Source organism: Pseudomonas sp. C321 (assembly GCF_055407105.1).
On sequence record NZ_JBUZRB010000001.1, the window covers coordinates 1,074,587 to 1,094,689 of the forward strand.

At 60.5% G+C, this 20,103-nt stretch carries 21 protein-coding genes; 14 read left to right on the forward strand and 7 right to left on the reverse strand.

The features are described 5' to 3' along the window. Window positions 1–77 precede the first annotated feature (77 nt). The 4 genes from ACZRJ6_RS05085 (at window position 78) to ACZRJ6_RS05100 (ending at window position 3,604) form a co-directional block, all read left to right on the forward strand. Complete coding sequence (locus ACZRJ6_RS05085; RefSeq protein ID WP_463967313.1) at window positions 78–875, forward strand: hydroxymethylpyrimidine/phosphomethylpyrimidine kinase; 798 nt, start codon at window positions 78–80, stop codon at window positions 873–875. Between the two features lie 18 nt (window positions 876–893). Continuing rightward, complete coding sequence (thiE, locus tag ACZRJ6_RS05090) at window positions 894–1,520, forward strand: thiamine phosphate synthase (protein ID WP_463967314.1); 627 nt, start codon at window positions 894–896, stop codon at window positions 1,518–1,520. Window positions 1,521–1,541: 21 nt separating this feature from the next. Further along, window positions 1,542–2,825: a glutamate-1-semialdehyde 2,1-aminomutase gene (gene hemL, locus ACZRJ6_RS05095; protein ID WP_149414735.1), complete on the forward strand. Its 1,284-nt coding sequence runs from the start codon at window positions 1,542–1,544 to the stop codon at window positions 2,823–2,825. Between the two features lie 224 nt (window positions 2,826–3,049). Further along, window positions 3,050–3,604, forward strand: a complete 555-nt coding sequence (locus ACZRJ6_RS05100; protein ID WP_149414736.1) for a tetratricopeptide repeat protein — start codon at window positions 3,050–3,052, stop codon at window positions 3,602–3,604. Between the two features lie 47 nt (window positions 3,605–3,651). Here ACZRJ6_RS05100 and ACZRJ6_RS05105 read toward each other — a convergent pair whose 3' ends face one another. Continuing rightward, window positions 3,652–3,978 carry a DUF1820 family protein gene (locus tag ACZRJ6_RS05105; RefSeq protein ID WP_003215457.1) on the reverse strand — a complete coding sequence of 109 codons (327 nt, stop codon included), beginning with the start codon at window positions 3,976–3,978 and terminating at the stop codon, window positions 3,652–3,654. Window positions 3,979–4,110: 132 nt separating this feature from the next. On the opposite strand from ACZRJ6_RS05105, the gene miaB reads away from it, so the two are divergent. The 5 genes from miaB (at window position 4,111) to lnt (ending at window position 9,461) form a co-directional block, all read left to right on the forward strand. Next, a complete protein-coding gene (gene miaB, locus ACZRJ6_RS05110; protein ID WP_463967315.1) occupies window positions 4,111–5,442 on the forward strand; it encodes a tRNA (N6-isopentenyl adenosine(37)-C2)-methylthiotransferase MiaB in 1,332 nt (443 codons plus the stop codon). A gap of 151 nt (window positions 5,443–5,593) precedes the next feature. Next, window positions 5,594–6,595: a PhoH family protein gene (locus tag ACZRJ6_RS05115; RefSeq protein WP_463967316.1), complete on the forward strand. Its 1,002-nt coding sequence runs from the start codon at window positions 5,594–5,596 to the stop codon at window positions 6,593–6,595. Then, entirely contained in the window at window positions 6,588–7,046 is a 459-nt protein-coding gene (gene ybeY, locus ACZRJ6_RS05120; protein ID WP_463967317.1) for an rRNA maturation RNase YbeY, read from the forward strand. The genes ACZRJ6_RS05115 and ybeY overlap by 8 nt, the downstream gene beginning before the upstream one ends. A gap of 43 nt (window positions 7,047–7,089) precedes the next feature. Then, window positions 7,090–7,929 (forward strand): HlyC/CorC family transporter, encoded by an 840-nt coding sequence (locus ACZRJ6_RS05125; RefSeq protein WP_005791724.1) that lies wholly within the window; start codon window positions 7,090–7,092, stop codon window positions 7,927–7,929. Window positions 7,930–7,937: 8 nt separating this feature from the next. Continuing rightward, complete coding sequence (gene lnt, locus ACZRJ6_RS05130; RefSeq protein WP_463967318.1) at window positions 7,938–9,461, forward strand: apolipoprotein N-acyltransferase; 1,524 nt, start codon at window positions 7,938–7,940, stop codon at window positions 9,459–9,461. Between the two features lie 104 nt (window positions 9,462–9,565). Here the strand turns inward: lnt and ACZRJ6_RS05135 are convergent, their stop codons facing one another. After that, window positions 9,566–10,327 carry a YdcF family protein gene (locus ACZRJ6_RS05135; RefSeq protein ID WP_463967319.1) on the reverse strand — a complete coding sequence of 254 codons (762 nt, stop codon included), beginning with the start codon at window positions 10,325–10,327 and terminating at the stop codon, window positions 9,566–9,568. Window positions 10,328–10,447: 120 nt separating this feature from the next. Beyond that, window positions 10,448–10,765 carry a hypothetical protein gene (locus ACZRJ6_RS05140; RefSeq protein WP_463967320.1) on the reverse strand — a complete coding sequence of 106 codons (318 nt, stop codon included), beginning with the start codon at window positions 10,763–10,765 and terminating at the stop codon, window positions 10,448–10,450. Window positions 10,766–11,026: 261 nt separating this feature from the next. Here ACZRJ6_RS05140 and leuS point away from each other — a divergent pair, with 261 nt between their 5' ends. The 5 genes from leuS (at window position 11,027) to ACZRJ6_RS05165 (ending at window position 17,091) form a co-directional block, all read left to right on the forward strand. Next, window positions 11,027–13,633: a leucine--tRNA ligase gene (leuS, locus tag ACZRJ6_RS05145; protein ID WP_463967321.1), complete on the forward strand. Its 2,607-nt coding sequence runs from the start codon at window positions 11,027–11,029 to the stop codon at window positions 13,631–13,633. Between the two features lie 89 nt (window positions 13,634–13,722). Beyond that, the gene (locus ACZRJ6_RS05150) at window positions 13,723–14,328 is read left to right on the forward strand and encodes an LPS-assembly lipoprotein LptE (protein ID WP_133100057.1); all 606 of its coding nucleotides are present in this window, start codon (window positions 13,723–13,725) and stop codon (window positions 14,326–14,328) included. Window positions 14,329–14,367: 39 nt separating this feature from the next. Further along, window positions 14,368–15,405, forward strand: coding sequence for a DNA polymerase III subunit delta (gene holA / locus ACZRJ6_RS05155; RefSeq protein ID WP_463967322.1), 1,038 nt, complete (start codon window positions 14,368–14,370; stop codon window positions 15,403–15,405). 134 nt (window positions 15,406–15,539) lie between these two features. After that, window positions 15,540–15,704, forward strand: a complete 165-nt coding sequence (arfA, locus tag ACZRJ6_RS05160; RefSeq protein WP_056744572.1) for an alternative ribosome rescue factor ArfA — start codon at window positions 15,540–15,542, stop codon at window positions 15,702–15,704. A gap of 61 nt (window positions 15,705–15,765) precedes the next feature. Continuing rightward, complete coding sequence (locus ACZRJ6_RS05165) at window positions 15,766–17,091, forward strand: lytic murein transglycosylase (protein WP_463967323.1); 1,326 nt, start codon at window positions 15,766–15,768, stop codon at window positions 17,089–17,091. Between the two features lie 76 nt (window positions 17,092–17,167). On the opposite strand, the gene ACZRJ6_RS05170 is transcribed toward ACZRJ6_RS05165, so the two are convergent. Genes ACZRJ6_RS05170 through ACZRJ6_RS05185 form a run of 4 tightly spaced genes read right to left on the reverse strand, consistent with a single transcriptional unit; the run spans window position 17,168 to window position 20,035 of the window. Continuing rightward, window positions 17,168–18,088 (reverse strand): S66 peptidase family protein, encoded by a 921-nt coding sequence (locus tag ACZRJ6_RS05170; RefSeq protein WP_463967324.1) that lies wholly within the window; start codon window positions 18,086–18,088, stop codon window positions 17,168–17,170. Window positions 18,089–18,090: 2 nt separating this feature from the next. Next, the gene (gene lipA, locus ACZRJ6_RS05175; RefSeq protein ID WP_463967325.1) at window positions 18,091–19,110 is read right to left on the reverse strand and encodes a lipoyl synthase; all 1,020 of its coding nucleotides are present in this window, start codon (window positions 19,108–19,110) and stop codon (window positions 18,091–18,093) included. A 2-nt stretch (window positions 19,111–19,112) separates the two neighbouring features. Then, window positions 19,113–19,760, reverse strand: a complete 648-nt coding sequence (lipB, locus tag ACZRJ6_RS05180; protein WP_463967326.1) for a lipoyl(octanoyl) transferase LipB — start codon at window positions 19,758–19,760, stop codon at window positions 19,113–19,115. Next, on the reverse strand, window positions 19,760–20,035 hold the full coding sequence (locus ACZRJ6_RS05185) for a DUF493 domain-containing protein (protein ID WP_133100063.1): 276 nt from the start codon (window positions 20,033–20,035) through the stop codon (window positions 19,760–19,762). Before ACZRJ6_RS05185 ends, lipB begins: the two co-directional genes overlap by 1 nt. Window positions 20,036–20,103 lie beyond the last annotated feature (68 nt).

The window sequence follows — 20,103 nt, forward strand, 5'->3', positions numbered from 1 at the left end:
ACCGACACTTTCAAGCCTAAAATTCAGCCATCGCCCGAGAGCCACGCAAAAAGCGTTTGGTGGTAAGCTCGCGCACCATGAATATCTACAGTTCTCGCCCTGTTGTCCTCTGTCTCTCCGGCCATGATCCCAGTGGTGGCGCCGGCTTGCAGGCAGATATCGAAGCCCTGATTGCCCAGGGTTGTCATGCGGCCCCGGCCGTCACCGCGCTGACCGTGCAAAACACGGTCAATGTCAGCGATTTCCGTGTGCTGGACCGCGAATGGGTGCTGGCCCAGGCCAACGCAGTGCTCAGCGACTCCGAAGTCGCAGCGGTCAAGCTGGGTATGCTCGGCTCCACCGCAATGGTCGACACCGTGGTCGAACTGCTCAAGGAGCATCCACACCTGCCGGTGGTCTGCGACCCAGTCCTGCGGGCGGGCGGCGGCGGCAGCCTGGGCAAGGACGAAGTCGGCTACGCCATGCGCGAACGGCTTTTGCCACTGTCGCTGATCGCCACGCCCAACCTGCCAGAAGCACGCATCCTCGCTGAGTTGCCCGAAGGCAGCGCCGACGAATGCGCCGAGAAACTGCTGCCGTTTATCAAGTACCTGCTGATCACCGGCGGCCATGGCGACGAGCATGAAGTACACAATCGCCTGTACAGCCGCGACGGCAGCCACCGCACCTTTACCTGCCAGCGTTTACCCGGCAGCTATCACGGTTCCGGCTGCACCCTGGCCAGCGCCCTTGCCGGGCGCCTGGCCCAGGGCGAAGGGCTGGTCAGCGCCGTGGAATCAGCGCTCAATTACACATGGCGCACCCTGCGTGACGCCGAACAACTCGGCCAGGGGCAATTTGTGCCTCGTCGTCTGCCGCTGGATTTCTGCTCGTAACACCAAGAGGCCTGCCCGATGAAACTACGTGGCCTTTACGCCATTACCGACAGCCAACTGTTGGCCGGCAAGTTCCTGGCCTACGTCGAAGCGGCGTTGGACGGTGGCGTGACCCTGCTGCAGTACCGCGACAAAAGCAACGACGACGCGCGCCGCCTGCGTGAAGCGGAAAAACTGCGTGACCTGTGCTCACGTTACAAGACGCAGTTGATCATCAACGATGACGCCGAGCTGGCTGCGCGCCTGGGTGTCGGCGTGCATTTGGGCCAGACCGACGGCCCGCTGACACCAGCCCGTGCGCTGCTAGGTTCCAAGGCAATCATCGGCTCGACCTGCCACAGCCAGATCGAACTGGCCGAGCAGGCTGCCAAGGAAGGCGCCAGCTACGTCGCCTTCGGCCGTTTCTTCAATTCCAATACCAAACCCGGCGCCCCGGCCGCCACCGTTGAACTGCTGGCCCAGGCCCGCTCCCGGCTGCACCTGCCAATCTGCGTGATCGGCGGTATCACCCTGGAGAACGCCGAGCCGCTGGTGGCCCACGGTGCCGACCTGCTGGCGGTTGTCCACGGTCTGTTTGGCGCCGACAGCGCCCAGGAAGTGACGCGCCGCGCCCGCGCCTTCAACGAACTGCTCACGTCTAAATAATCGATTTCAGAGAGCCCAATCATGTCCCGTTCCGAAACCCTGTTTGCCAATGCCCAAAAACACATCCCCGGTGGCGTGAACTCGCCCGTGCGTGCCTTCAAAAGCGTTGGCGGCACACCGCTGTTCTTCAAGCACGCCGAAGGCGCCTACGTCACCGACGAAGATGACAAGCGTTATGTCGACTACGTGGGTTCCTGGGGCCCGATGATCCTCGGCCACAGCCATCCGGACGTACTGGACGCGGTGCGGAAACAGTTGGAGCACGGCTTGTCCTATGGCGCACCGACCGCCATGGAAACCGAGATGGCTGATCTGGTCTGCTCTATCGTGCCATCGATGGAGATGGTGCGGATGGTCAGTTCCGGTACCGAAGCCACCATGAGCGCTATTCGCCTGGCCCGTGGTTTTACCGGCCGCGACAGCATCATCAAGTTCGAAGGCTGCTACCACGGTCACTCCGACAGCCTGCTGGTCAAAGCAGGTTCCGGCGCGCTGACCCAGGGAGTACCGAGTTCCGCCGGGGTGCCAGCAGCGTTTGCCAAACACACATTGACCCTGCCGTTCAACGACATCACCGCCGTTGAGCAGATGCTCAATGACGTGGGCCAGGACGTGGCGTGCATCATCGTCGAGCCAGTAGCAGGCAACATGAATTGCGTACCGCCAGCGCCTGGCTTCCTTGAAGGCCTGCGTACCCAGTGCGACAAACACGGCGTAGTGCTGATTTTCGACGAAGTGATGACCGGCTTTCGCGTCGCCCTCGGCGGCGCCCAGGCCCACTACGGCGTGAAGCCGGACCTGAGCACCTTCGGCAAAATTATCGGTGGCGGCATGCCGGTGGGCTGCTTTGGCGGCAAGCGGGAAATCATGCAGCACATCGCACCGCTGGGTCCGGTCTACCAGGCGGGCACCCTGTCGGGTAACCCGCTGGCCATGGCCGCCGGCCTGACCACCCTGCGCCTGATCAGCCGCCCAGGCTTCCACGCCGAGTTGACCGACTACACAACGCGACTGCTGGACGGCCTGCAGCAGCGCGCCGATGCCGCCGGCATTCCGTTCGTCACCACCCAAGTAGGCGGCATGTTCGGCCTGTACTTCAGCGAGGCCGACGACATCGTCACCTTCGACGACGTGATGGGCAGCGATGCCGACCTGTTCAAGCGTTTCTTCCACCTGATGCTGGAAGGCGGTGTGTACCTGGCACCCAGCGCCTTCGAAGCCGGTTTCACCTCCATCGCCCACGGCGACGCCGAGCTGAAACTGACTCTCGATGCCGCCGAGCGCGCCTTCGCTGCCCTGAAATAAGCGGGTAAACACCTGACGTCGCCCATGGCGGCGTCAGATTTGTTACCGTGCTTATAGATTTTTCCTTCTTTTTTCGAGAAATAACCTGCAAACCGGCAGATAACTTGCCCACGTAGCAGAAAAACGAGTAAAGACTTTGTAAGCAGAGGCCTGCTTATTTCATAATGCGCGCTTATTGGATCCCCTGCGGGTCCACGCGCCCTGTCAGAGGTAAGTCGATTCCCATGAAACGCACCGGCCGCACCCTGGTTCTGGGCTGCCTGTTGCTCCTTCAGCCCCTGCTCGCGCACGCACAAGCAGGCGGCAACTCGTTGTTAATCCCAGCGATAGGTCGTTGCACCCTCAATACCCAGCCAGAAAGCCAGGCCGAAGCCATGAGCGCGTGCCAGCAATTGGCCGAGAGTGGGGATGCGCAGGCGCAATACGAGTTGGGCGAGTTTTTCTACGACAGCAAAAATCCCTCCCGCGACCTCAACAAAGCCTTGAGCTACTTCGAGAAAGCCTCGTTGCAGGGCCATGCCCAGGCGCAATTCCAGTTGGGCACCATGTTTTTCCATGGCGAAGGCGTGCCAGCCAATAACGTTCAGGCATATATCGTGCTGAAAATGGCGGCGGTCAACGGTGCTGAGGATGCGCTGGACACGGCCGACGAAGTGGCCGAACACATGCAGCGTGGTGAACTTGAAGTGGCGACGCAGGTACTGGGGCAGATTTTCCGTAACTATCTGCAGGAATTGCAGAGTGCGGATGGGCGCTCGCCGTTCTCGCCACTGCCTTGAGCCCAAGCGGCTTGTGTCAAGTCCACTCGCCACAAAGGTTCTGAACCCTATTTTTCAGGCATCGGCATCGGAAACGGCATGACATTGCTCATGCCCCGGGCCTCGCTGATTTTCGGCGTGCCCAGGCGCTCGACTTCGTCGATGCGCACAATCGAATGCATCGGCACAAAACTGCGCACCACGCCTTCGAACTGGGCCTTGAGCTTTTCCTCGCCCGGGTCGACGACCAGCTGTGTGCGCTCGCCAAAGACGAACTCTTCCACTTCCAGGAAGCCCCACAGATCACTTTGATAGATCTGCTTGGCGTACATTTCGAACACCTGGCCCTGGTTAAGGAAAATCACCTTGTAGATTGGAGCTTCACGTTTGGTCATGGTGGGCGGGTAACACATCGGGGATATAAAAGAGGGCGCGAACTATAGCATGGCACCCGACGCACAGTGCTAGGAACCTATCGGTATGCCCCCTATAATGCGCGGTTCTTTACCACCAGTTGACGATCCCCCATGGCCAAGAAGCTTTACATCGAAACCCACGGTTGCCAGATGAACGAGTACGACAGCTCGCGCATGGTCGATCTGCTGGGTGAACATCAGGCCCTGGAAGTCACCGCCCGCGCTGAAGATGCCGACGTGATCCTGCTCAATACCTGCTCGATCCGCGAACGGGCCCAGGACCGGGTCTACTCGCAACTGGGCCGCTGGCGCGAATTGAAACTGGCCAACCCGGACATGGTTATCGCTGTCGGCGGTTGCGTGGCCAGCCAGGAAGGCGCAGCGATCCGCGACCGCGCGCCCTATGTCGACGTGGTCTTCGGTCCACAGACCCTGCACCGCCTGCCGGAAATGATCAACGCCGCCCGCCTCACCAAGCTGCCCCAGGTTGACGTCTCGTTCCCGGAAATCGAAAAATTCGACCACCTGCCCGAGCCGCGCATCGACGGCCCGAGCGCCTACGTGTCGGTGATGGAAGGCTGCAGCAAGTACTGCACCTTCTGCGTGGTGCCGTATACCCGTGGCGAAGAAGTCAGCCGTCCGTTCGACGACGTGCTGGCAGAGATCATCCACCTGGCCGAAAACGGCGTACGCGAAGTCACCCTGCTGGGGCAGAACGTCAACGGCTATCGCGGCCAGACCCACGACGGGCGCATGGCAGACCTGGCGGAGTTGATCCGCGTGGTAGCCGCCGTCGACGGCATCGAGCGTATTCGCTACACCACCTCACACCCGCTGGAATTCTCCGACAGCCTGATCCAGGCCCACGCCGAAGTGCCGGAACTGGTCAAGCACCTGCACTTGCCGGTGCAATCGGGCTCGGACCGCATCCTTTCGGCGATGAAGCGCAACCACACCGCCCTGGAATACAAATCCAAACTGCGCAAGTTGCGCGCGGCGGTGCCGGGCATCTGCATCAGTTCGGACTTTATCGTCGGCTTCCCCGGCGAGACCGAGAAAGATTTCCAGCAGACCATGAAGCTGATTGAAGACGTCGGTTTCGACTTCTCCTACTCCTTCGTCTACAGCCAGCGCCCGGGCACACCGGCTGCCGACCTGGCGGATGAAACGCCGGAAGCGTTGAAAAAGGAACGCTTGAACGCCCTGCAACATCGGCTTAACCAGCAAGGTTTCGAAATCAGCCGACAGATGGTAGGTTCGACCCAGCGCATTCTGGTCACGGACTACTCGAAGAAAGACCCGGGCGAACTGCAAGGCCGGACCGAGAACAACCGGATCGTCAACTTCCGCTGCGATAACCCGACGCTGATCGGGCAATTTGCCGATGTGCACATCGATGCGGCGCAACCGCACTCGCTACGCGGCTCGTTGGTGCAGCAATAGTCCAGACGACGATAACCCAATGTGGGAGCGGGCTTGCTCGCTCCCACATTAGAACGGTGCCAGCTTCGGGACATATAAGTGCTTTCGCACACCGCTTGCTGGCGTTATCCTTGATTTCATCTTAATTGCCCCAGGGCGGCTAAAAACGACCTTGAACGCACCCATAGAACCACATCGTTTTCTCCTTGAGCCCTTTGAGGCTCGCCGTTTCGCCAATCTGTGCGGACAGTTCGACGAACACCTGCGCCTGATCGAACAGCGCATGAGCATCGAGATCCGCAACCGCGGCAATCAGTTCGAGCTCATTGGTGAACCCCAGCACACCACGTCTGCAGAAAACCTGATCCGTCGCCTCTACCGGGAAACCAAAGGTAGCGAGCTGTCGCCAGAAACGGTGCACCTGTACCTGCAGGAGTCGGCCGTGCAAGACCTGGCCAGTAACCCGGTGGCCGAAGCCAGCGTGGCGCTGCGTACCAAAAAAGGCATGATTCGCCCTCGCGGCTTGAATCAGCAGCGCTACGTCAAAGAGATCCTCGGTAACGACATCAACTTTGGCGTAGGCCCCGCCGGTACCGGCAAGACCTATCTGGCTGTGGCCTGCGCGGTAGATGCCCTGGAGCGCGAACAAGTGCGACGCATCCTGCTGGTGCGCCCGGCGGTGGAAGCCGGCGAGAAACTGGGCTTTCTGCCCGGCGACCTGGCACAGAAAATCGACCCGTACCTGCGCCCGCTCTACGACGCCCTCTACGAAATGCTCGGTTTCGAATACGTGGCCAAGCTGATCGAGCGCCAAGTGATCGAGATCGCTCCGCTGGCATACATGCGCGGGCGCACCTTGACCAACAGCTTCATCATTCTCGACGAAAGCCAGAACACCACCGTCGAACAGATGAAAATGTTCCTGACCCGTATCGGCTTCGGCTCCACGGCGGTGATCACCGGTGACATCACCCAGGTTGACCTGCCCAAGGGCACCAAGTCGGGCCTGAGCCAGGTGATCGAAGTGCTCAAGGACGTGCCAGGTATCAGTTTCACCCACTTCTCGCCCAAAGACGTGGTGCGCCACCCACTGGTCCAGCGCATCGTCGAAGCCTACGAGCGCTTCGAACACCGCGACGACGCATTGTCCAAGGACACTCGCCACGATGCTTGAGCTTGATCTCCAACTGGCTACCGAAGCGACCGCCCCCAGCGAAGAACAGTTTCGTCAATGGTGCGCACTGGCCCTGCGCCAGCGCACCGCCGACTCGGAACTGACCATTCGCCTGGTGGATGAGCCCGAAGGCCGTGAACTGAATCACACCTGGCGCCAAAAAGACTACGCGACCAACGTGCTGTCGTTTCCCGCCGATGTGCCGGACGAGTTCCTGGATATCCCGCTGCTGGGGGATCTGGTGATCTGCGTCGAAGTGGTAAAGCGTGAAGCGGCGGAACAAGGCAAGGAACTTGAGGCCCACTGGGCCCATCTAGTCATCCACGGCTGCTTGCATCTCTTGGGTTACGACCATATAGATGATGAGGAGGCCGAGGAAATGGAAGCTCTGGAACGAACGTTGCTTGCTGAACTGGGTCATCGTGACCCGTATGCAGACGACGAAAACTGAAACAACACTTAACTGAAACAACAAAGGATTTAGAGTAATCGCTATGAGCGAAGACCGATCGAGCAACGGGCAAAAGTCATGGCTGGGGAAACTCACCCAGGCCTTTGCCCACGAGCCGAAAAACCGCCAGGAGCTGCTGGAGCTGCTGCGCGAGGCCCATCAGAACAAGTTGCTGGACAGCGAAGCGCTGGCCATCGTCGAAGGCGCCATCCAGGTCGCTGACCTGCAAGTACGGGACATCATGGTCCCGCGCTCGCAGATGATCAGCATCAAGGCGACCCAGACCCCCCGGGAATTCCTCCCGGCCGTCATCGATTCGGCGCACTCGCGCTACCCGGTGATCGGCGAAAGCCACGATGACGTCATGGGCGTCCTGCTGGCCAAGGACCTGCTGCCGCTGATCCTCAAGGAGAACGGCGACAGCTTCAACATCAAGGACCTGCTGCGTCCTGCCACTTTCGTTCCCGAATCCAAGCGCCTGAATGTGCTGCTGCGCGAGTTTCGCGCCAACCACAATCACATGGCCATCGTCATTGACGAATACGGCGGCGTCGCAGGTCTTGTGACCATTGAAGACGTGCTGGAACAGATCGTCGGCGACATCGAAGACGAGCACGACGTCGAAGAAGACAGCTACATCAAACCTCTGCCCAGCGGTGATTTCCTGGTCAAGGCCCTGACGCCCATCGAGAACTTCAACGAGTTCTTCGACAGCGAATTCTCCGACGATGAATTCGACACCGTCGGTGGCCTGGTGATGAGTGCGTTCGGGCACCTGCCCAAGCGTAACGAGACCACTGAAATCGGCGCCTATCGCTTTCGCATCCTGAATGCTGACAGCCGCAGGATTCATCTGATTCGCCTGACACCTATTGCCCGCTAAGGAATGACATGCAGCGCCTAACCCGCCCCGGCTGGCCCGGTAATTTGCTGGCCGTGGTGGCCGGTGCTATCACCACACTGGCGCTGGCGCCGTACGATATCTGGCCGCTGGCGCTGCTGGCGGTGGGGTTCTTCTATGCAGGGCTGCGCACACTGACGCCGCGTCAGGCCATGGGCCGAGGCTGGTGCTTCGGTTTTGGCCTGTTCGGCGCGGGCACCAGCTGGATCTACTACAGCATTCATCACTTCGGCGGCGCTTCGGTGCTGTTGGCCGGGCTGCTGATGCTGGCGTTTACCGCCGCAATTGCCTGGTTCTTTGCCTTGCCCGCCTGGCTATGGGCGCGCTGGCTGCGTCGCAACGAAGCGCCGCTGGCCGATGCCCTGGCCTTTGCTGCGCTGTGGGTGGCCCAGGAAGCCTTTCGCGGCTGGTTCCTCACCGGTTTCCCGTGGCTCTATTCCGGTTACAGCCAGCTTGACGGCCCCCTCTCCGGCCTCGCGCCGATGGGTGGGATTTGGCTGATTTCCTTTGCCCTGGCGCTGACTGCGGCGCTGATCTGCAACCTGCCGCGCTTGCTGGTCGCCAAACGTAATGCGTTTATCGGCGCGGGCCTGGTACTGCTGGTGGCTCCGTGGGCGATTGGCCTGGCACTCAAACACCATGCCTGGACCAGCCCGGCAGGCCCGGCGCTGACAGTGGCGGCGCTTCAGGGCAATATCGAACAAAGCATGAAGTGGGACCCCGAGCAGCTCAACGCACAGCTGGCGCTTTACCGCGATATGAGTTTCACCTCCAAGCGTGTCGATCTACTGGTCTGGCCGGAAACCGCAGTCCCGGTGCTCAAGGAATCCGTCGAAGGCTACCTGGGCATGATGGGCAAGTTCGCCGCTGATCGGAATACTGCGCTGATCACTGGCGTACCTATTCGCCAGGAACTGCACGGTGAAAAGCGCTACTTCAATGGCATCACCGTGGTCGGCGAAGGTGATGGCACTTACTTGAAGCAAAAACTGGTGCCCTTTGGCGAATACGTGCCGCTGCAAGACCTGCTGCGAGGCCTGATTGCCTTCTTCGACTTGCCGATGTCAGACTTTGCCCGCGGCCCTGCTGACCAGACGCTGCTGCAAGCCAAGGGCTATCAGATTGCGCCGTACATTTGCTACGAAGTGGTCTACCCAGAGTTCGCCGCCAGCCTCGCGGCCCGCAGCGATCTGTTGCTGACCATCAGCAATGACACCTGGTTCGGCACCTCTATCGGGCCGTTGCAGCACCTGCAAATGGCCCAGATGCGCGCCCTTGAAGCCGGTCGCTGGATGATTCGCGCCACCAACAACGGCGTCACTGGCCTGATCAACCCGTTTGGCCAGATCACCGAGCAGATCCCGCAGTTCGAGCGCGGCATTCTCTATGGCGAAGTGGTGCCGATGCACAACCTGACGCCGTACCTGCAATGGCGGTCGTGGCCGCTGATAATTGTGTGTCTGGGATTGTTTGGCTGGGCGTTGTTGGCTGGTCGGATGTCAAAGACCGTGTAGGAGCGAGCTTGCTCCGGACAGCGTTCCGACGAGAAACCTGAGGGCCCCGCTGGGTGTCAGGTTTCCCGCGTTATCGTTAACGACCATCACGAGCAAGCTCGCTCCTACCGGTAAAACAACCGATAGCCCACTTGCCCCACCGCCTCATTCATCAGTTGCCCGCTCTGCCACACCGACTTGAATTCCGGCATCCAGCCACCCAGCGGCCTGGCATTGTCCACGCCGAGAAAGCCCACTGGCGCGGGCACCACGGTGAAGCCCGCTTTTTCAAAGCTCCAGCGCGAACGGGGCATGTGCCAGGCCTGGGTCACGACCACTACCCGTTTGATCCCCAACGGCAACAACACTTCGGCGCTCATCCGGGCATTTTCCCACGTGGTGCGGCTGCGCTCTTCCTTCCAGTGCACGGTCACGCCAAAGTCATTCAACATCGACTCGGCCATCAACGCCGCTTCGCTGGGCGGCGTGCCGTAATGCAGGCCACCGCTGGTCAGCACCGGCAAGCCCGAAGCCTTGGCCAATCTCGCGGCGTAGCGTTCCCGCTCAAGGCCAATACCGGTCGGCTGATCGGAGCCCCAGGCCGGATCATCCCGTTCACGCCCCGAACCCAATACCACAATGGCATCGGCTCGCTGCGCCAGGGCTGCCCAGCTATCCAGGGCCAACGGCGGCTCGGTTTCCAGGGCTCTCGCGCTCCACTCCACGACTACCGGCAAACTCATCAGCCACATCCCGCCCAGCCCCAAGGCAAAACACGCCCCGGCCAGTCGCGGGCGGCTGCGTCGAAACCACCAGGCAAGCGCCAACAACAGCAAGAGAATGCCGGGCGGCAACAGCAACTGTTTAATGAAATAACGAATAGGCATCGAGCATCTCCAAAGATGCCCGAAGCCTAAGGTGTAACAGGGTTTAACGACAATCTTTACAAGAGCAAAACAGTGACAATTGCGAGGTAACGCTGATCAAACGACACATGACGACGCACGTTACTTGAACCGCACGGACCGGAGTTTTTCCGGGCCACGGCCAGCCGACAAGTCCTTGAGCCACACCACCTTGGCCGATCGCGCGGGTTCCCTGGATGGCGGGGGAGCCACCCATTGCGGGGCCGTACGCTCGCTCAAGTCCAGATAGGCCTTGATCACTTCAAACTCCGCAGGGCTCAAGCCCCGCAGTTCCAACTCCTCGGGCCGTTCATCACGCAACCGAGCTGCTGTCCTTGCCACATCTAGTGCACGACCCAAACGGTCGATCAGTCCTTCATAAACTTCCGGTTTCGTTAACATTCGCTGCGAATCAACCATCCCCTCACCTCATTGAAGATAAGAATCACTCCCCACTAAACAGCGTAGCTGCGCTGGCGAAACCAATCTGGCGCCGCGACCAACGGCCAGCGGGGCGCAATCAGGGTTTCCCTCGATAGAGTGGGGTCATGTATGCTACGGCGCTTCCTGTAACTCCACTTCCAGCAGGGTTTGGGCATGGACGCGCCGTTTTTGGTGTCGATCAACCCGAGCAGTGCATTGAAGAGGATTAGGCCACCCCTATTCAGTTCAAAAGTAGCCATGCACGAACATTACCAGCCCCGTGAAATAGAAAATGCCGCCCAGTCATTCTGGGACGAGCAAAAGTCCTTTGAAGTCAGTGAACAGCCAGGCAAGGAGACTTTCTATTGCCTATCGATGTTCCCTTACCCCAGCGGAAAGCTACACATGGGGCACGTGCGTAACTACACCATCGGCGACGTGATCTCCCGCTACCAGCGCATGCAAGGCAAGAATGTCCTGCAACCCATGGGTTGGGACGCCTTCGGCATGCCGGCGGAAAACGCCGCGATGAAAAATAACGTGGCCCCCGCCAAGTGGACCTACGAAAACATCGCCTACATGAAGACCCAGCTGCGCAGCCTGGGCCTCGCGGTGGACTGGTCCCGCGAAGTGACCACCTGCAAGCCCGATTACTACCGCTGGGAACAATGGCTGTTCACTCGCCTGTTCGAAAAAGGCGTGATCTACCGCAAGAACGGCACCGTCAACTGGGACCCAGTGGACCAGACCGTACTGGCCAACGAACAGGTAATCGACGGTCGCGGCTGGCGTTCCGGCGCGCTGATCGAAAAGCGCGAAATCCCGATGTACTACTTCAAGATCACCGCCTACGCGGATGAACTCTTGTCGAGCCTCGACGACCTGCCGGGTTGGCCCGAGCAAGTCAAAACCATGCAACGTAACTGGATTGGCAAATCCCGTGGCATGGAAGTGCAGTTCCCTTACAACGTCGATTCCATTGGCGAAGCGGGCGTACTGAAAGTCTTCACCACCCGTCCAGACACCCTGATGGGCGCGACCTACGTCGCCGTGGCCGCCGAACACCCGCTGGCCACCCTCGCCGCGCAAAACAACCCTGAGCTGCAGGCGTTCATCGCTGAATGCAAAGGCGGCAGCGTCGCCGAAGCCGACGTCGCCACCCAAGAGAAAAAGGGCCTGCCGACCTCGCTGTTCGTCGAGCACCCGCTGACCGGCGAGAAGCTGCCGGTGTGGGTCGCCAACTACGTGCTGATGCACTACGGCGATGGCGCCGTAATGGCAGTGCCAGCTCACGACGAGCGTGATTTCGAATTCGCCACCAAGTACAGCCTGCCGATCAAGTCGGTGGTGCGCACCAGCTCCGGCGACACCAACCCGGCCCCGTGGCAGGACGCCTATGGTGAACACGGCGAACTGATCAACTCCGGTGAGTTCAACGGCCTGGACTTCGAAGGCGCCTTTGACGCCATGGAAGTCGCGCTGATCAAGAAAAACCTCGGTGCCTCGCGCACCCAGTTCCGCCTGCGCGACTGGGGCATCAGCCGCCAGCGCTACTGGGGCTGCCCGATCCCGATCATCCACTGCGAAACCTGCGGTGACGTGCCGGTGCCGGAAGACCAGTTGCCGGTAATATTGCCGGAAGACGTGGTACCGGATGGCGCCGGTTCGCCGCTGGCGCGCATGCCCGAGTTCTACGAATGTGCTTGCCCGAAATGCGGCGCGCCTGCCAAGCGTGAAACCGACACAATGGACACCTTTGTCGAGTCCTCGTGGTACTACGCCCGCTACGCCTCGCCACATTATGAAGGCGGCCTGGTAGAAAAATCCGCGGCCGACCACTGGTTGCCAGTGGATCAATACATCGGCGGCATCGAACATGCGATTCTGCACCTGCTGTATGCGCGCTTCTTTCACAAGCTGATGCGTGACGAAGGCCTGGTCAGCTCCGACGAGCCGTTCAAGAACCTGCTGACCCAAGGCATGGTGATTGCCGAGACTTACTACCGTCGCGAAGCCAATGGCGCCTACACGTGGTTCAACCCGGCGGACGTCGAGTTGGTGCGTGACAGCAAGGCCAAGGTTATCAGCGCCAAGTTGATCTGCGACGGCCTGCCGGTGGAAATCGGCGGCACCGAGAAGATGGCCAAGTCGAAGAACAATGGCGTCGACCCGCAGTCGATGATCGACCAGTTCGGCGCAGACACCTGCCGCCTGTTCATGATGTTCGCCTCACCGCCTGACATGAGCGCTGAATGGTCCGACTCCGGCGTCGAAGGCTCCCATCGCTTCCTCAAGCGCGTCTGGCGTCTGGCCCATGCCCACGTCAGCCAGGGCTTGCCGGGCAAGCTGGACCTGAACAAGCTCAACGATGAACAGAAAGCCATTCGTCGCAGTACCCACCTGGTCATCAAGCAAGCAAGCCAGGACGTTGGCCAGCACCACAAATTCAACACCGCCATCGCCCAGGTGATGACGCTGATGAACGTGCTGGAAAAAGCACCTCAGGTCACTGCACAAGATCGCGCCCTGATACAGGAAGGCCTGGAAACGGTCACCCTGCTGCTGGCACCGATCACTCCGCACATCAGTCATGAGTTGTGGAGCCAATTGGGCCACAGCGACGTAGTCATCGACGCCGGCTGGCCGGTGCTGGATGACAGCGCGCTGGTGCAAGACACACTGCAGCTGGTAATTCAGGTCAACGGCAAACTGCGCGGCCAGATCGACATGCCTGCCAGCGCCAGCCGTGAAGACGTTGAAGCCGCCGCTCGCAGCAATGAAAACGTGCTGCGCTTTACCGAAGGCCTGACTATCCGCAAAGTGATCGTCGTGCCCGGCAAACTGGTCAACATCGTCGCTAGCTAATCGGATCGGGCGCCAGGGCATGCACCTGGCGCCGAACAAAACCTCCAGGGCCTCGATAAGGCCCACATGGTTTCAAGGGGAGCAACAAAATGATCAAACGCAATCTGCTGGTTATGGGCCTTGCCGTGCTGCTGAGCGCTTGCGGCTTCCAGCTGCGCGGCACCGGCACCACTGAACTGGCGATCAAGGAACTGGACCTCAGCGCCCGCAACGCCTACGGCGATACCGTGACGCAACTGCGCCAGGTGCTGGAAAACAGCGGCGTCAAAGTCTATACCGGTGCGCCTTACAAGCTGGTCCTGGTCAACGAGCAGGAAACCCAGCGCAACCTCAGCTACGCCAGCGCCGGCCGTGCGTCGGACATCGAACTGAGCACCGTGCTCAACTTCGAGATCCAGGGCCACGACAACCTGCCGTTGATGGGTGACAAACTGCAAGTGCAGAAAGTCGTAAGCCACGACGGCAACAACCTGGTGGGTTCGGATTCAGAAACCATCCAGGTTCGTAAGGAAATGCGTCGCGACCTGGTCCAGCGCATGGTTCTGCGCCTGCAACTGCTGAGCCCGGCACAACTGGATGCCCTGCAGCAGACCGCTGACGCCAAGGCCAAGGCTGACGCCGATGCGCTGAAAGCCGCGCAAGAGTACGAAAACAGCACACCGAAGCAGTCGCCAATCGAAATCCCTGCCGAGTAAGCCACACGGGGCGCGTCACGCGCCCCGTTTGCCCCGCCTATGAAACTCGCCCCCGCCCAACTCGCCAAACACCTGCAAGGCAGCCTTGCGCCCGTCTACATTGTCAGCGGTGATGATCCGCTGCTGTGTCAGGAGGCTGCGGACGCCATTCGCGCCGCCGCACGCCAGCAGGGCTTCGACGAGCGCCAGGTGTTCAGCGCCGATGCCAGCTTTGACTGGGGCACGCTGCTGGAAGCCGGTGCGAGCATGTCGCTGTTTGCCGAAAAACGCCTGCTGGAACTGCGCCTCCCTTCGGGCAAGCCCGGCGACAAAGGCGCGGCGGCGTTGATGGAATACTGCGGGCGTCCAGCCGAAGACACGCTGTTGCTGATCAGCTTGCCCAAGCTCGATGGCAGTGCGCAGAAGACCAAGTGGGGCAAGGCATTGGTGGAGGGTCAGCAGACCCAATTCATCCAGATCTGGCCAGTGGACAGCAATCAGCTGCCGCAATGGATTCGCCAGCGCCTGTCGCAATCCGGGCTGTCCGCCAGCCAGGACGCGGTAGAGCTGATCGCTGCTCGGGTCGAAGGCAACCTGCTGGCTGCCGCGCAAGAAATCGAAAAGCTCAAGCTGATGGCCGAAGGTGGGCAGATTACCGTCGAAACCGTGCAAGGTGCGGTGGCTGACAGTGCGCGCTTTGACGTGTTCGGCCTGGTGGACGCAATCCTCAATGGCGAAGCCGCCCACGCTCTGCGCATGCTCGAAGGCCTGCGGGGCGAAGGCGTCGAGCCTCCGGTGATTCTCTGGGCTCTGGCCCGTGAGTTGCGGTTGCTGGCCAATATTGCCCTGCAATACAGCCAGGGCATACCGCTGGACAAGGCCTTCAGCCAGGCCCGACCGCCGGTGTGGGACAAGCGCAAACCCTTGATTAGCAAAGCCCTGCAACGACACTCGGCGCAACGCTGGGCGCAGTTGTTGCTGGAAGCGCAGCGCATTGATGCTCAGATCAAGGGGCAGGCAGCAGGCTCGCCGTGGATGAGCCTGAGTCGTTTGTCACTGCTTATGTCAGGACAACGCCTGACGTTACCCGCCGAATAACACCACTCTTTGTAGGAGCGAGGGGCTCCTACAGGGCACGACGCATTTACTGACACCTCGCCGGGCTGGACAGAATCCAAACTTCGGCCGATGATTCACACCGCATCATCCCACCCTAAACGAGAGTACCCATCATGAGCAAAAAGCCATCCAAGCATGGCCCCAACAAGGCCAAATCCATCATCGCCCAGCCCCTGTTCCGCAGTCGTCAGGAACCCGCCGGCAAGGGCAAAGGCAGCTACCGCCGCGAAGCCTTCCAGTCTAATAGCTGGGAGGCTTCTTACTTTCTGGCTGCCTGAAGGCAACTGCCCCTCTGGCATGATAAGGTCTGCATCTGATTCGTATTTTCTGGACCTGTGCATGCCCTCTAGTCTTTCCCGTCGTTGGCACCTTCGCCAACTGATCGCTGCCTCCAGCCTCATTCTGTTAGTCGCCTGCGCGGAAAAACCTACCGCCGCCGACGCTCAACCCCTGCCCCCGCTCCAGACCGCACCGGTGACCGCCCCTGCCGTGGTTGCGCCGCTGGCGGTGGACAATCTCGATATCCAGCCGACCCAGACCTTCGCCGAATGGCAGGCGGGTTTCCGTGCTGAAGCCTTGAAAGCGGGTATTACCCCTGCGGTATTTGATACTGCGTTTGCCAACGTCAGCCCCGACATGGCGGTGATCCGCGCCGATCGCAGCCAGCCGGAATTTTCCCGACCTGTGTGGGAATACCTCAACGGTGCGCTGTCGCCGCTGCGGGTGCGTAACGGCCAGGCCTTGCTGATCAAGCACGCCGATATCCTGCAAAGTATCGAGCAGCGCTATGGCATCGACCGCCAGGTATTGGTCTCGGTGTGGGGCATGGAAAGCAACTTTGGCCAGTTCCAGGGCAATAACTCGGTGATCCGCTCCCTGGCGACCCTGGCCTATGAAGGCCGCCGGCCAGCGTTCGCACACGCGCAATTGCTGGCGGCCCTGCAAATCATCCAGCACGGCGATATCCAGGCCGACCAGATGCTCGGTTCCTGGGCCGGGGCCATGGGCCAGACCCAGTTCATCCCGACCACCTACAACACCCATGCGGTGGATTTCGACGGCGACGGTCGCCGCGACATCTGGAACAGCTCGGCCGATGCCCTCGCTTCCTCCGCGCACTACCTGCAAAGCTCCGGCTGGCAGAAAGGCCAGCCGTGGGGGTTTGAGGTGCAGCAGTTGCCCGCAACCTTTGACTACGCACTGGCTGATGGCGTAGTGCGCAAACCGGTTGGCGAATGGTTGAAACTGGGGATTCAGGTGCCTGCAGGCGCCAGCGTCCCGCCCAACGTGGACCAGCTTTCCGCCGCGCTGTTGCTGCCGGCAGGCCATCGCGGCCCGGCGTTCCTGCTGCTGGATAACTTCCGCGCGATCCTCAAGTACAACAACTCGTCGTCCTACGCCTTGGCGATCGGCCTGCTGTCCGAGCGGTTTGCGGGGGGCGGGGTGATTCGTGGGGAGTGGCCAAAAGACGAACTGCCGTTGACCCGCTCCCAGCGCATTGAGTTACAGACGGTACTCAGCGCCAATAACTACGCTGCGGGCAACCCGGACGGAATCATTGGCGCCAATACGCGCAAGGCGATTCGGGCCGCACAGCAGGCGCTGGGCTGGCCAGCGGATGGGTATCCGACGGTGAAGCTGCTGGAGACCTTGCGTAACAAATAGACCGTTATGCGGCGACTATCGCTATCGCGGGCAAGCTTGGCTTGCCCGCGATGGACCTTCACTGGCGATAAGAATTTCAGCCCTTAAAGACCACATCCTGCTCCAACACCAACGTCCTCTCCCCCGCATCCAGCCGCACCCACGCGCCCATCGGCAACGTCAGGTTCGGATCGCAATGCCCGCTGCGCCAACCCGACAGTACTGGAATGCGCAACGGTTCAAAGGTTTGCTTGAGCAAGCGTTCGAGCGCAGCGCTTTCGACACCCGCCACATCCCCCACCAACACCCCGGCAACCTGAGCCAGCTTGCCTGCCAACCGCAAATGGGTAAGCAAACGATCAATGCGGTACAGCGGCTCATTGATGTCTTCGATAAACAGGATGATGCCCTTGGCATCAAGTTCGTAGGCCGTGCCCATAGTCGCAGCGATCATTGACAGATTGCCACCCAGCAGACGCCCGCGAGCGATGCCTGGCTCGATTGTCGTCAACGGGAAGGCCACCGGGTGGATCAACGCACTACCGGCCTTCAACTGCCCACGCAGCAGGCTGAACAGCGACGACTCGGTAGGCTGCTGCTTTTCACCGAGCAGGTCGGCATTGAGCATCGGCCCGTGAAAAGTCACAAAGCCAGCGTAGCGGTTGATCGCCACGTGCAGCGCGGTGATATCGCTATAGCCTACAAACGGTTTGGGGTTGGCCTGCAGCAGGTCAAAATCCAGGCGATCCAGCAGACGCGGAGTGCCGTAGCCACCCCGCAGGCAAAAAATGGCATCGATGGAAGTGTCGGCAAAGGCCTCATGCAGATCGTTGAGCCGAACGTCATCGCTGCCTGCCAGGTAGCCATCACGCTGCCCCACACCGGGAAAAACACGCAAGGTATAACCTCTGGCGTCCATCCACCGACGTGCCTTATCGACATCCAGCGCTGCGGGCCCTGCAGGAGCGATCAGTCCGATCACCCCCTCGGCACGCAAGGCCGGCACCGCCTTGCTCATTCTCAGGAAACCAGGCTGGCCTTGACCAGTTTTGCCTGTTCGTCGGCATGGTACGAAGAACGCACCAGCGGGCCCGACGCAACGTTCTTGAAGCCCATCTTGTAGCCTTCTTCGGCAAACCAGGCAAACACGTCCGGGTGCACGAAGCGCTGGACCGGCAAGTGGCTGCGGGAAGGTTGCAGGTATTGGCCGATGGTCAGCATGTCGATGTCGTGTTCGCGCATACGCTTCATGACTTCGATGACTTCTTCGTCGGTCTCGCCCAGGCCGAGCATCAGGCCGGACTTGGTAGGAATGTGCGGCATCATCTGCTTGAATTTTTGCAGCAGGGTCAGCGACCACTGGTAGTCCGACCCCGGACGCGCAGCCTTGTACAGGCGCGGTACAGTTTCCAGGTTGTGGTTGAACACATCTGGCGGCTCGGCGGCGGTGATTTCCAGGGCGACGTCCATGCGGCCGCGGTAATCCGGGACCAAGGTCTCCAGCATCACGTCCGGCGACAGCTTGCGGATTTCGCGGATGCAGTCGGCAAAGTGCTGGGCACCGCCGTCACGCAGGTCATCGCGGTCCACGGAGGTGATCACCACGTACTTGAGTTTCAGGTCGGCGATGGCGATGGCCAGGCTTTGCGGCTCGTTGACGTCCAATGGCTTCGGACGGCCGTGACCGACGTCGCAGAACGGGCAACGACGGGTGCAAATGTCACCCATGATCATGAAGGTCGCGGTACCGCCGGAGAAGCACTCACCCAGGTTCGGGCAGGAGGCTTCTTCGCAGACGCTGTGCAGCTTGTGTTTGCGCAACAGGGCCTTGATTCGATCGACTTCCGGCGAGATCGGGATACGTACACGAATCCAGTCGGGCTTTTTCGGCAATTCGGTGGTCGGGATGATCTTCACCGGGATGCGTGCAACCTTCTCGGCGCCGCGCAGCTTGACGCCAGCTTCCACCTTGGCACGCGGGGCCGGACGCTCGGTGATGTCCAGCGTCGGGATCATGGTTTGCACAACATCAGTAGTCATAATCAGTCGATTCCGCCCGTTAGGGTCGTCTGCTCAGCATAGTCGAGGTGTTTGACGAGCTGCGCGCGCAGCCGGGCACTTACCTCGGCAAATTCTATCGGTCCTGCGTGCTCGCCCAGCTGCGTCATGGCCAGCCCGGCGTAACCACAGGGATTAATCCGTCGAAACGGTGCCAGATCCATGTCCACGTTCAGGGCCAGGCCATGAAAGGAACAGCCGTGGCGAATTCGCAGACCCAGGGAGGCGATTTTCGCGCCGTCAACATACACCCCCGGCGCATCAGGCTTGGCTACGGCAGTCACACCGTAACTGGCCAACAGCTCGATCAGGCATGTCTCCATGCGACTGACCAGCTCACGCACGCCAAAACCCAGCCGGCGCACATCCAGCAACAGGTACGCCACCAATTGGCCAGGGCCATGGTAAGTCACCTGCCCGCCGCGGTCGACCTGCACCACCGGGATTTCTCCCGGCAGCAGCAGATGCTCGGCCTTGCCGGCCTGGCCCTGGGTGAAAACCGGCGGGTGCTCCACCAGCCAGATTTCATCCGGGGCTTCGGTGCCGCGCTCGTTGGTGAACCGCTGCATGGCGTGCCACACCGGCTCGTATGCCATTTGGCCGAGCTCGCGAAAGCCCAGAGTCTGTGACATCACAACACCATATGCACGAAGCCGGTGGCCCGCAGATCACTGTTGATGTCGTACAGCTGGTCTTGCCCGGTGGCAATGATGTGCAACTGGATAGTGGTGTACTTGCCGTTGGTGCTTTGACGTTCGGCCAGGGTCTTGTGGTCGACGGTGGCGTGCTTCTCAAGGATCTCGATAATCTTGTCCTTGAAACCCACGCCGGTATCGCCGATTACCTTAATAGGGTAATCCGCGCAGGGGAATTCGATCTTTGGCGCCTTTACTTCGGTATCGGTCATGGCGTAACGGCCTCGTAAGCGTAAGCCGTGGCGACGGGCATGACCTGCGCGCCGGATCAGCGCGAGGT

What these genes read in the sequence shown, in the direction of transcription:
- ACZRJ6_RS05185 (WP_133100063.1), bottom strand. Translation starts at nt 20,035, where the DNA reads ATGACCGATACCGAAGTAAAGGCGCCAAAGATCGAATTCCCCTGCGCG.
- arfA (WP_056744572.1), top strand. Translation starts at nt 15,540, where the DNA reads ATGAGCAAAAAGCCATCCAAGCATGGCCCCAACAAGGCCAAATCCATC.
- ACZRJ6_RS05085 (WP_463967313.1), top strand. Translation starts at nt 78, where the DNA reads ATGAATATCTACAGTTCTCGCCCTGTTGTCCTCTGTCTCTCCGGCCAT.
- holA (WP_463967322.1), top strand. Translation starts at nt 14,368, where the DNA reads ATGAAACTCGCCCCCGCCCAACTCGCCAAACACCTGCAAGGCAGCCTT.
- ACZRJ6_RS05165 (WP_463967323.1), top strand. Translation starts at nt 15,766, where the DNA reads ATGCCCTCTAGTCTTTCCCGTCGTTGGCACCTTCGCCAACTGATCGCT.
- ACZRJ6_RS05140 (WP_463967320.1), bottom strand. Translation starts at nt 10,765, where the DNA reads ATGGTTGATTCGCAGCGAATGTTAACGAAACCGGAAGTTTATGAAGGA.
- ACZRJ6_RS05125 (WP_005791724.1), top strand. Translation starts at nt 7,090, where the DNA reads ATGAGCGAAGACCGATCGAGCAACGGGCAAAAGTCATGGCTGGGGAAA.
- lipA (WP_463967325.1), bottom strand. Translation starts at nt 19,110, where the DNA reads ATGACTACTGATGTTGTGCAAACCATGATCCCGACGCTGGACATCACC.
- lnt (WP_463967318.1), top strand. Translation starts at nt 7,938, where the DNA reads ATGCAGCGCCTAACCCGCCCCGGCTGGCCCGGTAATTTGCTGGCCGTG.
- ybeY (WP_463967317.1), top strand. Translation starts at nt 6,588, where the DNA reads ATGCTTGAGCTTGATCTCCAACTGGCTACCGAAGCGACCGCCCCCAGC.
- hemL (WP_149414735.1), top strand. Translation starts at nt 1,542, where the DNA reads ATGTCCCGTTCCGAAACCCTGTTTGCCAATGCCCAAAAACACATCCCC.
- thiE (WP_463967314.1), top strand. Translation starts at nt 894, where the DNA reads ATGAAACTACGTGGCCTTTACGCCATTACCGACAGCCAACTGTTGGCC.
- ACZRJ6_RS05135 (WP_463967319.1), bottom strand. Translation starts at nt 10,327, where the DNA reads ATGCCTATTCGTTATTTCATTAAACAGTTGCTGTTGCCGCCCGGCATT.
- leuS (WP_463967321.1), top strand. Translation starts at nt 11,027, where the DNA reads ATGCACGAACATTACCAGCCCCGTGAAATAGAAAATGCCGCCCAGTCA.
- ACZRJ6_RS05105 (WP_003215457.1), bottom strand. Translation starts at nt 3,978, where the DNA reads ATGACCAAACGTGAAGCTCCAATCTACAAGGTGATTTTCCTTAACCAG.
- lipB (WP_463967326.1), bottom strand. Translation starts at nt 19,760, where the DNA reads ATGTCACAGACTCTGGGCTTTCGCGAGCTCGGCCAAATGGCATACGAG.
- ACZRJ6_RS05170 (WP_463967324.1), bottom strand. Translation starts at nt 18,088, where the DNA reads ATGAGCAAGGCGGTGCCGGCCTTGCGTGCCGAGGGGGTGATCGGACTG.
- miaB (WP_463967315.1), top strand. Translation starts at nt 4,111, where the DNA reads ATGGCCAAGAAGCTTTACATCGAAACCCACGGTTGCCAGATGAACGAG.
- ACZRJ6_RS05150 (WP_133100057.1), top strand. Translation starts at nt 13,723, where the DNA reads ATGATCAAACGCAATCTGCTGGTTATGGGCCTTGCCGTGCTGCTGAGC.
- ACZRJ6_RS05100 (WP_149414736.1), top strand. Translation starts at nt 3,050, where the DNA reads ATGAAACGCACCGGCCGCACCCTGGTTCTGGGCTGCCTGTTGCTCCTT.